The organism is Variovorax sp. S12S4 (assembly GCF_023195515.1).
Classification (GTDB): domain Bacteria; phylum Pseudomonadota; class Gammaproteobacteria; order Burkholderiales; family Burkholderiaceae_C; genus Variovorax.
This window is the reverse complement of sequence record NZ_JALPKR020000002.1, coordinates 259,219-271,690: the sequence shown is the minus strand read 5'-3', so window position 1 is coordinate 271,690 and position 12,472 is coordinate 259,219. Positions and strand designations below refer to the sequence as shown.

The following is a 12,472-nucleotide window of genomic DNA, read 5'->3' as shown; positions in this document are numbered from 1 at the left end:
GAAAAGCCACCTGACACCGAAGAACCCGTTCAAGCGAGCCGATATGAGAAAGCTTCCGAAGCGTATCGCCCTTGCGGGCGCCGTCACCGCCGCATGCATGGCCATGGGGCTTGCCGCGGCACAGGAAACCGCCGTGCGCGGCCGCATGCTCGACCATGCCGCGGCCGACCCGCGCGCGGTGGACATCGACGGCACGCGCCACCTGCCGCGCAGCGGCGAGCGCGAGTTGCCCAAGGCCACCTTCGTGCTCGGCGATGCGCGCGAGCCGGCGGCAACCCCGGCGGTTGTTGCCGCACCGGCCGCCCCCGCGGCCACGGAGCGCAGCGAAACCGAGACGCCGCAGTTCGCGTCGGGCTCCGATCTTCTGGCTGCGGCGGACCGGGCGCAGCTCGACCGCATCGCGGGCCTGGTGAAGGGCCGCGACAAGCTGCGCTTCGAGATCGTGGGCCATACCGACGCGCAGCCGCTGAGCGCCAAATCGCGCGAGCGCTTTGCCGACAACCATGCGCTGGGGCTGGCGCGTGCGCAGCAGGTGGCGCGCTATCTCACGCAGCGCCTTGGCCTGCCCGAATCCGCGGCAGCCGCAAGCTCCCGCGGCCCCGACGAACCCGTTGCGGCGCCCGCGTCCGATCCGGTCAACTGGCCCGCCAACCGGCGCGTGGAAGTGCGCGTGTACTGGACCGATGCGACGCCCGCCGTGGCAAGTGCGCCTGCCGCGGCGCCGGCCGACCCCGGCGTGTGCCGCACCTTCACCGCCATCGGCACCGACGATGCGCCGCTGCGCCTGAGCGTGGACGGCCAGTTGCTCGACGGCAAGGGCGCCGCGGGACCGGGCGGGGAGGGTGCCACCAGCGCCGACCGCCAGCGCTGCGTCGACGTGCAGCTCGAACGCAACCAGCTGCGCCTGCAGTACGACAACCTTTCGCAGCCGCGCCGCCTGAGCGCCGCCGCCTGGCCAACCACCGTGGTGGCCGGCGACACCGTGCGCTTTGCGGGCTACAGCAACTACCTGCTGTTCACCGCCAAGGCCGAGCTGCGCATCTTCACGGCCAACGACGTGATGCAGCGCCGCCTGCTCGCCACGCTGCCGCTTGACACCGAGATGCGCGGCGAATGGCAGGTGCCCGCGGGCCTGCTCGATCGGCTGGCCGACGGCGCGAATGGCGCCGGCGGCAAGCTCTACTACCGCTTGCGCGTGTACGACCGCCAAGGCCGGTTCGACGAGACGGACGATCTTTCGCTCACCGTGGCCGAGCGCCATGCGCCCGAGACCACCACGCCCGACCCGGCCCGTGAACTGCTGCGCGCCTACGGCCAGAACAACGTCGCCATTGCCAACATTCCGCTGGCGGCGGGCACCGTCACCGCCAGCGGCGCTGCAATTCGCCCCGGCGAAAAGGTGCGCGCGCTCGGCTTTGCGGTGCCGGTGGACGACAACGGCCGCTTCGTGTTCCAGCAGCTCGTGCCGCGCCGCGTGCAGACCGGCGAGATTGCAGTCACCGATGCGCAGGGCGCCACGCGCTCGTACCGCCGCGACTTCGACCTGCCCGCAAGCGACTGGTTCTTCGTGGGCCAGGCCGACCTGACGGTGGGCAGCAACAGCGTGAGCGGCCCGGCCGCGATCATGACCAACGACAAGAACCGCTACGGCGGTGGCGGCTGGAGCGAAGGCCGCATCGCTGGTTATGCCAAGGGCCAGCTCAACGACCGCTGGACGCTCACGGCCAGCGTCGACACCGAGGAGCGTCCGCTCAAGGACCTGTTCCGCAACCTCGACCGCAAGGACCCGACCTCGCTGTTCCGCCGCTTCGACCCCGAAGATTCGTGGACCACTTTCGGCGACGACTCCACCACCATCGAGGACGCGCCCACGCAGGGCCGCTTCTACCTGCGCGTGGACGACGGCCGCTCGCAGGCGATGTGGGGCAACTTCAAGCTCAACTTCGGCGACACCGAACTCACCCGCGTGAGCCGCGGCCTCTATGGTTTTCATGGCCGGTACCTGGGCGACGAATCGACCTCGTTCGGCGAGGCGCGCCTCAAGGTCGATACCTTCGCGGCCGAGCCGGGCACGCTGGCGGCGCGCGAAGAATTTCGCGGCACCGGCGGCTCGCTGTACTACCTGCGCAACCAGGACATCACGCGCGGCGCCGAGCGCGTGAACATCGAAATCCGCGACCGCGACTCCGGCTTCGTGCTCAAGCGCACGCAGCTGGTGCCCAGCTCCGACTACGAGATCGACTACCTGCAGGGCCGCGTGCTGCTCTCCGCGCCGCTGCCCAGCCTGTCGGACGACGGCTCGCTGGTGCGTGCCGGCGGCCTCACGGGCATGCCGACCTTCCTGGTGGTGGACTACGAATACACGCCGATCGCAAGCTCGCTCGACACGCTCGCCATTGGCGGACGCGTCTCGTGGTGGGCGAACGACCATGTGGGCGTCGGCGTGACCGCGTCGCGGCAAGACCAGATCGGCGCCGACCAGCGGCTGGCGGGCGCGGACATCACGCTGCGCAAGACCGAGAACACCTACCTCAAGGGCGAGTTCGCGCGCAGCAAGGGCCCGGGCACGGCGCAACTCGACTCGCTCGATGGCGGCTTCAGCTTCAGCGGTCGCAGCGGCGCCCTGGGCACGACACTTGGCAATGGCCCCACGGGCAATGCCAACGCATGGCGCCTCGAAGGCCAGGCGGACCTGGCCGACTTCGAGATGAAGGGCGGCGGCCGCATCAGCGCCTATGCGCAGTCGCGCGATGCCGGCTTCTCGGCACCGGGCCAGTACGCGAGCAACGCGACGCGCCAGGTGGGCCTGTCGGCCGCCGTGCCTTTCGGCGAAAAGGGCGAGGGCGGCGAGCTACGCCTGAAGGCCGACCGCCGCGACGAACGCGACGGCTACAACAGCAGCGTGCTCGACGCGCAATACGGCCTGCGCCTGTCGCCCGACTGGAAGCTGGGCCTCGGCATGCGCTACGACGACAAGACCGGCGACTCGCTCATCACCAGCCCCTCGCTGCCCAGCACGCAAGCGGTCTCCGGCGAGCGCGCCGACGCCGCCGTGCAGCTGGAATACACCGGCAACGACCGCTGGAGCCTTTACGGCTTTGCGCAGAAGACGCTGAGGCGCACCGGCACACGGCTGGACAACGACCGGCTGGGCTTTGGCGGGCGCTACCGCGTCAGCGACAAGCTCGCGCTGCGCGGCGAGCTTTCGACCGGCGACGGCGGCCTGGCAGGCAAGGCCGGTGTCGACTACCAGTTCGACGACCGTTCCAACCTCTACATGACCTATGTGGCGGACACTGGCCGCACCGACGAGAACCTCATCGGCCGCGGCGGCAGCCTGGTGACCGGCGTGCGCTCGCGCGTGGCCGATGGGCTCACCATGTTCACCGAGCACCGCCATGCCACCGGCACGCAACCCGGCCTCACGCATGCCTACGGCGTGCAGTACGCGCCCGACACGAACTGGGCGCTGGGGGTCAATTTCGAGAACGGCTGGGTCGGCGCCGAAACGCTGGGCGCCACGCGCCGCGAGGCAGTGGCGTTGACGGCCGGATACTCGAGCGAGCGCCTCAAGTACAGCGGCGGCCTCGAGTACCGCAAGGACCGCACCACGGCGGAAGCGCGCACCAGCTGGCTCGTGAAGAACTCGTTCTCGTGGAAGGTGAACGACGACGCGCGCTGGGTCGGCAAGTTCAACTGGGCCGACAGCGACAGCAGCACCGGCGCGCTGGCCGCGGCCAAGTACACGAAGGCAATGCTCGGCTACGCACTGCGCCCGGCACTGGACGACCGCCTCAACCTGCTCTTCAAGTACACCTACCTGTACGACCTCTCTTCGCCGGGCCAGGTGGTGTCGGCGGGCGGGCTCGATTCGAGCCTGGGCACCGTGTCGACCACCGGCATCGACTACCAGCAGCGCAGCCACGTGTTCGCGATCGACGCCACCTACGACATCAACGAGCGCTGGACCGTCGGCGGCAAATACGCATGGCGCCGCGGCGAACTGCGCGCGAGCCGCGACAACTCGTCGCCGTGGTTCAAGAGCTCGGCCGAACTGGCGGTGCTGCGCGTCGACTGGAAGCTGGTGCGCAACTGGGACTGGATGGTCGAGTGGCGCTCGCTGCGCGCCAAGGAGCTCAAGGACCGCAAGAGCGGCTGGGTCACGGCCGCCTACTACCACGTGAACGAGAACCTCAAGGTGGGCGTGGGCTACAACTTCACCGACTACTCCGACAACCTGACCGACATGAGCTATCGCAGCAAGGGATGGTTCCTGAACGTGCTCGGAAAATTCTGAAGCACCGGTCAAGGGAGAAACGGTGCATGCATGAACGACAGGAATTCGACCTGATCGTGCCCTTGGTGGACATCGCGGAAGCGCTTGTCCCCAGGCACTATCCGGGCGACAACCGCCAACGCTACAAGCTCTACGAGGAGTGGGCGCAAGACTTCCTTGTGGACTTTGCCGCGCGCCGCCGCGGGGCGAAGGCCCGAGGAAACCTACCGGCAGGACATCACCGACTTCGCGCTTCGCAAGGCCGCGGCATACGGGTTTGCGGCCTAGCGGGGCCCCGAGGCGCGAAGGGGTCAGCGCAGGAGGCCGGCCACCATGTTGGCCGCGCCCTGGTAATTCTGGCGTGCGTGGCGGCGCTCGAACTCGTGCAGCCGGGCGGCGAGTTCGGCATGCTTCGCGGTCGCGCCTGCTGGCAGGACCCGCGTAGCCGATGCCTGCGCCAAGGCATGCGCCAGGTCCGTGCCGATCCGCTGCGAAAGTGGCCAACCGGCACCCAGCGGCTCCAGCCGCCAGTCGGCCCAGTGATGGATCTTGAAACTGCCGTCCTCTTCGCGGTAGATGGCATTGCCGGAAAGATCGGGCAGCACCAGTTGCAGCGGCATGGCATGCACAGCTTGCAGGAGCCCGGGCCAGGCGAGCCGCAGTGTCTCGATATCGTTTGCCTGCGATGTGTCGGCGGCAGCTTGTGCGAGCGCATCGAAGCGCACCTGCAAGAGCCGCTCGGGCAGGGCGACGCGTGAACGGCGGTACCGCTCCACCAGCTCCAGCGGCGGCTCGAAGGCCATCAACTGGGTGCGCAGCGCCAAGACGCCTCGCGCGAGTTCCGCCCCGTCGATCCGGCGTGCCCGCGGGTTCCAGCGCATCGCGTGGCAGGCATAGCCGCCCACGCGCATGCTGCCCAGCCATTCGAAAGCCGGCAACCCCGCAGTGCCACCGCCCAGAAGATCGGCTTCCTGCTGGGCCGCAGCATCGCGCGCATGATCGAAGAGCTTGAAGAGAAAGCCCTGTTGCACGGCGCCGTCGGCATCGAGCACTTTCACGAACAGCGCCTTGATGTTGCCGGCGGCCATGGTGCGGGTTTGCACATCCAGCCGCCTGCCGTCGAGGTGCAGGTCGAGCGAAACACCGAGCTGCCTGCCGAGCAGGTCGAGCATCCATTCTTCGCGGCGCACCGGCTCCAGCAACTCGTCGAACGGGCTGCGAACCGCCGCCGGTGCCTGCCACTGCACATCGGGCAAAAACAGGGCGCGGACCTGGCTGCGCTGCCTGTCGAGCGCAGCCAGATGAAGCACCGCCTGGGCAATCTGCTGCAGTGCCTGCCGCAAGAGAATCAATGCCACCAGCACCTGCTGCAGGGGCGGGAGGGCGTCGCGCCAGTATTGCCAGACGATGTAGGCCAGCGCGCAGAAGAATCCTCCTTGCACGAACCCGCCCATGAACCGGTTCAGCGAGCTGCGCAATGCGTGCGCCAGCTGTGGCCGCCATGCGGTCGAGGCGTGCAATGCCAGCGGCACCAGCCCGCACCACAGCAGGCAGACCAGCAGCAGCGGAGGATGGAGAACCGCCAGCGCCACCATGGCCACGGCCGCAAAAACCACGGCGGCAATGCTGCGCAGCAAGCGTTGGTAGGCCTGCCTGGCGGTCTTCGACTGGTTGTTGAACAGCCCTGTCTTTTCGCTGGCCCGCCACTGCCGCCGTGCACCGCGCTCGCAGAGCCAGTCGATCAGCTTCTCGGCCGCAAGGTGCAGCACGTAGGCCGCCACGATGGCTCCCCCGATGAGCAGCACCTGGGTTTTCTGCGGCAGCGCCGTGATGGCGTGCGGCACAAGCGTGGGCACATACGGCCCGGCCAGCATGACCACGAGCTTCCACGGCAGCCACAGCGTGAGCAGCACACCCAGCTGCGATGCCAGCACCGCTCCCACCACCAGGACCACATGGCCCGGCGTGTGGGCCATCAACGCGCGATAGACCGGCAGGCAACTGCGAATGGCGCCCATGCCGGTCAATGCAATGCCGACTGCAGCGCCAGGAAGGCGTCCATCTCCGCGGTGGCGGCGGTGCCCGAGCGCCTGGCCTGCGCACGCACCACCTGCAGCACCTCCCGGAAGATCTCGGCGTCATGCGCGGGGAGCGCTGGTCTTCTTCCTTCCAGCCGAAGGCAGGCCAGCCGTTGCGCGCCGAGACCTGCCGGTCCAGCGGACCGAGCGCCTCGAACAGCGCCTTCATGAAGGCAGCGCCGCGCAGCAGGTCGTCATGGATGACCGGGCTGCCGTCGACATAAGTGCTCCGTGCCAGGTCGGCCGGGAGCTTGAGGCGGCCATCGCGGTCCAGCAGCGCGGCAACGCGGTTCCACATGGCGCTGGCCTCGTAGGTTTCGGCAAACACCTGCGCCTGGAGGGCCTGCAAGGTGCCGGGCAGCGGCCGCTCGGGCCCCATACCCGGGCGCAAGGCGTACTCGGCCCAGCGCGCGGTGCCCTCCAGGAACCAGCGCGCCTTGAACATCGTGTAGCCGTACTGGTACTGGTGGAAGAGCTCGTGCACCGGCGTCACGTTCTGGTTCGAATGGCTGTTCAGCAGGTCGATGCGCAGTGCGCAGTGCCCTTTGGGGCCGTCGGTTCCCAGGCGGTAGTTCGTCGCTTCGTCGTAGGAGCGGCCGTTGCCTTTTTCCATCTTGAACAGGAAGACGTCGATCGACGCGGTGTGCGCATTGCGCGCCTGCCGCATCGGATGCGTGAGCCCCATCACCTCGGAAAAGATGCGCCGCCCCGCCACGAGCTGCGTGGCCACGTCGTCGACCTTGTCGGGCACGCCGTTGCGGTTGGCGTCGCGGGCGTCGGGCAGCGCATGCTCGCCGTGCAGTGTGTAGAAGATGCGGAACTCGTCGCGCACATGGCTGCGATCCAGGCGCGGAAGATTTGCCTTGCGCGCCGTTCCGCATTCTTGCGCCGCCGAAGGAAGAGCGGTGGCGATCATGCAGCCGACGAAGAGAAGAGCCGCTTTCCATAAGCCGTGCCGCTGACCGTATGGCGCAGGCACGGCATCTCGCGAGTGTTTCATGGCGCTTCCCTTGGCGGTACTTCGGGTGGACCGTGGCTCTTCCATCGCCGCGGCCAGCGTGGCCGCGCGCCAGTATGCCATTGGCGAGAATGGCGGCGCGTCCGGTGCTTGCCTGCCTGCACTACGCCAGCGCGACCGCCTCCATCTCGACCTTGAACCCGAAGTGCAGCGGCCCCGTCGGCACGATGGCACGGGCCGGCCGCGCATCGCCGGCCCACTCCGCGTAGAGGGTGTTGAAGGCCGGCCAGTTCTCGATGGCGTCAAGGTAGACGCGAACCTGCACCAGGCGATCGATGCTGCTACCAGCCGCGACCAATGCAGCCTTCAGGTTGTCGAGCACCTGGCGCGTCTGTTCTTCGAACGAGGCCTCGGCCAGCTTGGTGCCGCCGGGCGCAATGGGCAGTTGGCCGGAAACGAAGACGAAGCCGTTGGCCACGGTGGCGTGGCTGTAGTGCCCGCCCGGTGCGGCCAGGCCTTCGGGCGCGATGTGTTGAGCGGTGCTTGTCATGCGCTTCTTTCTCACCAGCCGTGGAACCGGCTCCAGGTTGCGAGTGTTCCATCTTGCGCCAGCGCGTGGTACTGCGGAAACTGCGCGCCGGTGGCGCAGGCGTGGTTGGGCAGTATGCGAAGTTGCGTGCCGATGGGAAAGCGCGTCGCAATGTCCGTGTCGGGCGTGCCTTCGCGCGACAGGATGCCGTGCTCCTGGTTGGCGCCGCTCAGCACATAGCCTTCGATCGGCTCACCGTCGACCCCGCAGACCTGGCCGTAGCCGTAGTCGCGCTTCTGCTTCTGCGTGCCGCGGTCGCGGCTCATCGCCATCCAGCCCGCATCGACGATCGCCCAGCCCTTGTCCGGCTGGTGGCCGATCACCGTCGTGAGTACGCTCAGCGCAATGTCCGAAGTGGTGCAGACGCCGATGTTCTTCATCACCAGGTCGAAGAACACATACACGCCGGCACGCACTTCGGTCACGCCGTCGAGTTGTTGCGCATGCAGCGCAGTAGGCGTGGAGCCGACGCTGACCACCGGGCAGGGCAGGCCCGCGGCGCGCAGGCGCTCGGCCGCGTGCACGCAGCCCGCGCGCTCCTGCTCGGCCATGGCGGCCAATGCTTCGGGCGTGTCGAGCTCGTAGCTGGAGCCCGCATGCGTGAGCACGCCACCGAGCCGCATGCCGCCCGCGTGCAAGGCGCTTCCTGCTTCGAGCAGCGCCGCTTCGTCGGGCTTGATGCCGGAGCGGTGGCCGTCGGTATCGATCTCGATCCACACCTCGAACACCTCGCCATGCGCGCGGCCGAACTCGGCAATTGCGGCCGCCGAAAGCGGGCTGTCCGTGATGATCTTCAGGTCGCAGCCCTTGCGGCGCAGCGCGAGCGCCTGCGGCAGCCGGTGCTGCGCCATGCCGACCGCATAGAGGATGTCCGTGATGCCGTCGGCAAAAAACTGTTCCGCCTCCTTGAGCGTGGAAACGGTGATGCCCTGCGCACCCGCGGCCAGCTGGGCGCGCACGACCGGCGTGCATTTGGTGGTCTTCACATGCGGGCGAAACCGCGTGGACAACGCGTTCATGTGCGCCTGCATCCGGTCGATGTTGTGCTGCATGCGCGGCAGGTCGATGAGGGCGGCCGGCGTGTCGAGCGTGGCCAGGTGCGAAGGTGTGTTCATGGGCCTGACTGTAGTCATCCGAGGGGCGTGCGTGGTTTAATGAAACTACAACTATCGTTAAGCCCAGCTGAATGCTCCGCATCGAAGACCTGCAACTTGCCGCGGCGCTCGCGCAGGCGCCTTCGCTGAGTGCCGCGGCGCGCGCGTTGAACGTCACGCCGCCCGCGCTGTCGATGCGGCTGCGCAAGCTGGAAGCCACCCTGGATGTGGCTCTGGCGGTTCGCACCGCAAGGCGCCTGAGCCTGACGCCGGAGGGCGAGCGCTTTGCGCGCGAGGCGGCGACGTTGCTGGCCGGGCTCGAGGCGTTGCCGCAATCGTTCCAGCGCAACGACCGCCGCTTGACCGGCACGCTGCGCATCGCGGCGCCCTTCGGTTATGGAAGGCAGCGCATCGCGCCGATGCTCGCGCGCTTTGCGCGGCTGCATCCCTCGCTGGGCCTTCAGCTCGACCTGAGGGAAACGCCGTGGCCCGACAGGCACGATTCGGATGTGGTGATTCACATCGGCACGGTGCGCGATTCGTCGTGGGTTGCGCGCACGCTCGCCTTCAATGAGCGCTGGCTGTGCGCGAGCCCGGGTTACCTGCGCACGCACGGAACGCCCAGCGAGCCGCGCGACCTGCTGAGGCATTGTTGCATCAGCATCCGCGAGAACGAGGAAGACGTGACGCTGTGGCATTTCCAGCGGCCCGCTGCGAAGGCGACGGGAAAGGCAAAGGTGCTCGATGCCACGCGACGGCAGAAGCCGCGCGAGACCGTGCGCATCGTGCCCAGCTACACCTCGAACGACGGCACCGTGGCGCGCGAGTGGGCCGAGCAGGGCCTTGGCCTGGTGCTGCGCTCCGAGTGGGATGCCGCGGAGTCGATTGCCCGTGGAACCCTTGTGCGGGTGCTGCCCGACTGGGCGCTCGATAGTGCGCCCGTGACGGCGCTGGTCCCCACGCGGCAGGGCCGCACGGCGCGCGTCCAGGCGCTGCTTCAGTTCTTTGAGGAATCGCTCGGAAAACTGCCGGCTCAGCGGCGCTGAGAGATCCGGCTGCAGGCAACCGGCATGTCCTGATCAGCTCGCCAGCTGCGCCTGCAGTTCGGCGACCTGCTTGCGCAAGGCGTCGTTCTCGGCCGTGAGTTCTGCCACGCGCTGCTCCAGCAGCAGCAGGAGCGCGTCGGCCTTTGCCGGCTGGTCGGCCATATTCGATTCAGCCGACTCAGCAGCCTCGGCCGCTTCCTCGCGCGGCTTGCGCTTGGCTTCGCGAACCCGCTTGGCGGCCTGCTTGAGTTCGTCCTTGCCCGCGTTTGCCGCGGAAACCTGTTCTTCGGCGGGCAGGCTGGCCACCGCCGCCGCGGTGTTGATGGAAATGACGCCCGACTTCACGGCTGCGACCAATTCGGGCGCGGCCTGTTTCTGGATCTTCTCGATCATCACCACCTGGTTGCTGCTGAGCCGCGCTGCGCGTGCAATGGCTTCGCGGCTGCTCAGCGGTGCGGGAGGGGGCAGGGCAGGGGTGTCGTCAGCGGACGTTCCGGCGGCGGGTGGGTCGGCATCGAACGGCGCCCCGTCGTCGGACGGCGCGGTGTCGGCCATTGCGCGTGCGCGGCGTTCGTCGACGATGTCCTTCTTTCGCAGTGCCAGCACGCCGCGAAGAAAGTCGGAGATGCTGCGCCGGCCCAGGTGCTGGTCGATCATCCAGAGGTGCACGTCCTCGATGGTCTTGAAGCGCGTGTTCTGCACCGTTTGAAAAGGCAGGCCGTGCTTCTGGCAAATGCCGTAGCGGTTGTGGCCGTCCACCAGCACGTCGCCCCACAGCACCAGCGCATCGCGGCAGCCCTCGGTGAGGATGCTGCGCTCCAGCGCCTCGTGCTCCTCCGGAGTCAATGGATCTATATAGGCTTTGAGTTCTTCGTTGACGACGATGTTCATGAGGCAGGGATCGGGGAAAGGGGCGGAATTCTAGTTGGCGGCTGCACGCGATCATCTGGCTGTCATGCAAGCGGCCCACCATCGCCGAACGTTTGGTTGCGCTAAATCCGGCGCGCGGCTGTCTCGCTTTGGTGCGCTCGAACGTCTACTGGGTATGGAGCATGAAGGGATCGGGAAATGGGGCATTTTTGTATCCACAAGTAGTAATAATTCTCATTTGTATTGAGCACTTCAGGAGTACCTCCCTCATGTTCATGTGTCTTCAACCTCGTCAACGTTCTTTCGCGCCGTTTGCGCTGCGCCTCGCATGATGAGAGAGCCCATCGACATGGCGTTGCCTCTTTCCGAGCCCACGCTCGCCGAAGTCTTTATCGCGAACCGTCCGCAGCTTTTGCGCGTGGCACGGCGGATCGTGCGCACCGCGGAACTCGCCGACGACGTGCTGCAGGACGCCTACCTGAAGATCACCGACGGCCCCTGCGTGCGCAAGGCCGACAGGCCGATCGGCTATTGCTGCCAGGTGGTGCGCAACGTGGCGCTCGACTGCTGCCGGCGGCATACCGTGGAAGCCAACTACCGAACCTTCGACGTCGATGTCGAGGCGCTGGACGTGGCGGGCCCGCCTTCGCCCGATCGCCTGATGCGCGAGCGCCAGGCCATTCACGCGATCGACAAGGTGCTGGCCGCACTGCCCGCGCGAACGCGCCTGGTGTTCGAGCTCTATCGCCTCGAAGGCCTCACACAGCGCGAAATCGCATTGCGCCTGGGTTGCGCGCTCGGGCTGGTGAACGGGTTGATCGCCGAGGCGGCACAAGCGATCAAGGAATGCGGCCGGCTGCTCGACGACGATTGAGCCCTGGGCATTCGACGCCCTGAAGGCGTGCGAGATTGGTGTAAGGTAAAAGCCTTAGCGCCGATGCATTGTGCTGCCGCGCAATGCCACACATCTTCACGCACATGACACAAGAACAGGACGATCCCATCTGGAACGCCGCATGGCAATGGGTGCAGCGCGAGTACGACCGCGAGAGCTTCGATGCCGCTGCGCGCAGCGAGATGACTGCCTGGCTTCTTGCAGACCCCCTGCATCGCAAGGCCTACGACAAGGCGGCCCGCCTGTGGCTGCTCGCGGGCCTTGTACCGCCTGAGTCTCCGCCTGCTTCTCCCCCTGCTTCTTCGGAGTGAACAGATCGCGTCCTGAAACGTCTTGTTGAACAGAGGAGCGAACAGAAGGCCCGCCGGGCCTCCTGATCGCCAGAACCTGTTCAACCGCATAAGGACGCATCCATGTCGACGAGCTGCTTCGATCGCGAAGACGAGACCTTCATTGTTCTGGTCAACCACGAAGACCAGTATTCCATCTGGCCCCACTGGAAGGCCGTGCCAAAGGGATGGACTGCGGTCGAGGGCATCAAGGGCGACAAGAAGACCGCGCTTGCCTATGTCGAAGAAGCCTGGACCGACATGCGGCCCCGGTCGCTGCGCGAATGGATGGCGCGGCAAGAACAAAACCCGACCACCGAACCTGCGGCCGGTTGAC

Annotated in this window: 10 protein-coding genes; 6 read left to right on the top strand and 4 right to left on the bottom strand. The window is 67.2% G+C overall.

Going from position 1 to position 12,472, the window contains the following annotated elements:
* Positions 1-43 precede the first annotated feature (43 nt).
* The gene (locus tag M0765_RS01615; RefSeq protein ID WP_258501622.1) at positions 44-4,297 is read left to right on the top strand and encodes an OmpA family protein; all 4,254 of its coding nucleotides are present in this window, start codon (positions 44-46) and stop codon (positions 4,295-4,297) included.
* A gap of 290 nt (positions 4,298-4,587) precedes the next feature.
* Here the strand turns inward: M0765_RS01615 and M0765_RS01610 are convergent, their stop codons facing one another.
* Positions 4,588-6,294, bottom strand: coding sequence for a hypothetical protein (locus M0765_RS01610; RefSeq protein WP_258501620.1), 1,707 nt, complete (start codon positions 6,292-6,294; stop codon positions 4,588-4,590).
* Between the two features lie 256 nt (positions 6,295-6,550).
* Here M0765_RS01610 and M0765_RS01605 point away from each other — a divergent pair, with 256 nt between their 5' ends.
* Positions 6,551-7,303 (top strand): hypothetical protein, encoded by a 753-nt coding sequence (locus M0765_RS01605; RefSeq protein ID WP_258501619.1) that lies wholly within the window; start codon positions 6,551-6,553, stop codon positions 7,301-7,303.
* A gap of 172 nt (positions 7,304-7,475) precedes the next feature.
* On the opposite strand, the gene M0765_RS01600 is transcribed toward M0765_RS01605, so the two are convergent.
* Positions 7,476-7,862: a RidA family protein gene (locus M0765_RS01600; RefSeq protein ID WP_258501618.1), complete on the bottom strand. Its 387-nt coding sequence runs from the start codon at positions 7,860-7,862 to the stop codon at positions 7,476-7,478.
* Between the two features lie 11 nt (positions 7,863-7,873).
* The gene (locus tag M0765_RS01595; RefSeq protein ID WP_446751529.1) at positions 7,874-9,016 is read right to left on the bottom strand and encodes a DSD1 family PLP-dependent enzyme; all 1,143 of its coding nucleotides are present in this window, start codon (positions 9,014-9,016) and stop codon (positions 7,874-7,876) included.
* 71 nt (positions 9,017-9,087) lie between these two features.
* On the opposite strand from M0765_RS01595, the gene M0765_RS01590 reads away from it, so the two are divergent.
* Positions 9,088-10,041 carry a LysR family transcriptional regulator gene (locus tag M0765_RS01590; RefSeq protein WP_258501616.1) on the top strand — a complete coding sequence of 318 codons (954 nt, stop codon included), beginning with the start codon at positions 9,088-9,090 and terminating at the stop codon, positions 10,039-10,041.
* Positions 10,042-10,074: 33 nt separating this feature from the next.
* Here M0765_RS01590 and M0765_RS01585 read toward each other — a convergent pair whose 3' ends face one another.
* Positions 10,075-10,932 (bottom strand): plasmid replication/partition related protein, encoded by an 858-nt coding sequence (locus M0765_RS01585; protein WP_258501615.1) that lies wholly within the window; start codon positions 10,930-10,932, stop codon positions 10,075-10,077.
* A 307-nt stretch (positions 10,933-11,239) separates the two neighbouring features.
* Between M0765_RS01585 and M0765_RS01580 the strand changes: the two genes are divergently transcribed.
* The 3 genes from M0765_RS01580 (at position 11,240) to M0765_RS01570 (ending at position 12,471) form a co-directional block, all read left to right on the top strand.
* Positions 11,240-11,785, top strand: coding sequence for a sigma-70 family RNA polymerase sigma factor (locus M0765_RS01580; protein WP_432445558.1), 546 nt, complete (start codon positions 11,240-11,242; stop codon positions 11,783-11,785).
* A 104-nt stretch (positions 11,786-11,889) separates the two neighbouring features.
* A complete protein-coding gene (locus tag M0765_RS01575) occupies positions 11,890-12,117 on the top strand; it encodes a DUF4880 domain-containing protein (RefSeq protein WP_258501614.1) in 228 nt (75 codons plus the stop codon).
* Positions 12,118-12,219: 102 nt separating this feature from the next.
* Positions 12,220-12,471, top strand: a complete 252-nt coding sequence (locus M0765_RS01570; protein ID WP_258501613.1) for an MbtH family protein — start codon at positions 12,220-12,222, stop codon at positions 12,469-12,471.
* The last annotated feature ends 1 nt before the right edge of the window (position 12,472 follow it).

Bases quoted from the DNA above. Each gene is read 5' to 3' on its own strand.
- M0765_RS01610 (WP_258501620.1), bottom strand. From the start codon at position 6,294: ATGGGCGCCATTCGCAGTTGCCTGCCGGTCTATCGCGCGTTGATGGCC.
- M0765_RS01575 (WP_258501614.1), top strand. From the start codon at position 11,890: ATGACACAAGAACAGGACGATCCCATCTGGAACGCCGCATGGCAATGG.
- M0765_RS01590 (WP_258501616.1), top strand. From the start codon at position 9,088: ATGCTCCGCATCGAAGACCTGCAACTTGCCGCGGCGCTCGCGCAGGCG.
- M0765_RS01600 (WP_258501618.1), bottom strand. From the start codon at position 7,862: ATGACAAGCACCGCTCAACACATCGCGCCCGAAGGCCTGGCCGCACCG.
- M0765_RS01615 (WP_258501622.1), top strand. From the start codon at position 44: ATGAGAAAGCTTCCGAAGCGTATCGCCCTTGCGGGCGCCGTCACCGCC.
- M0765_RS01585 (WP_258501615.1), bottom strand. From the start codon at position 10,932: ATGAACATCGTCGTCAACGAAGAACTCAAAGCCTATATAGATCCATTG.
- M0765_RS01570 (WP_258501613.1), top strand. From the start codon at position 12,220: ATGTCGACGAGCTGCTTCGATCGCGAAGACGAGACCTTCATTGTTCTG.
- M0765_RS01605 (WP_258501619.1), top strand. From the start codon at position 6,551: ATGGATGACCGGGCTGCCGTCGACATAAGTGCTCCGTGCCAGGTCGGC.
- M0765_RS01580 (WP_432445558.1), top strand. From the start codon at position 11,240: ATGATGAGAGAGCCCATCGACATGGCGTTGCCTCTTTCCGAGCCCACG.
- M0765_RS01595 (WP_446751529.1), bottom strand. From the start codon at position 9,016: ATGAACACACCTTCGCACCTGGCCACGCTCGACACGCCGGCCGCCCTC.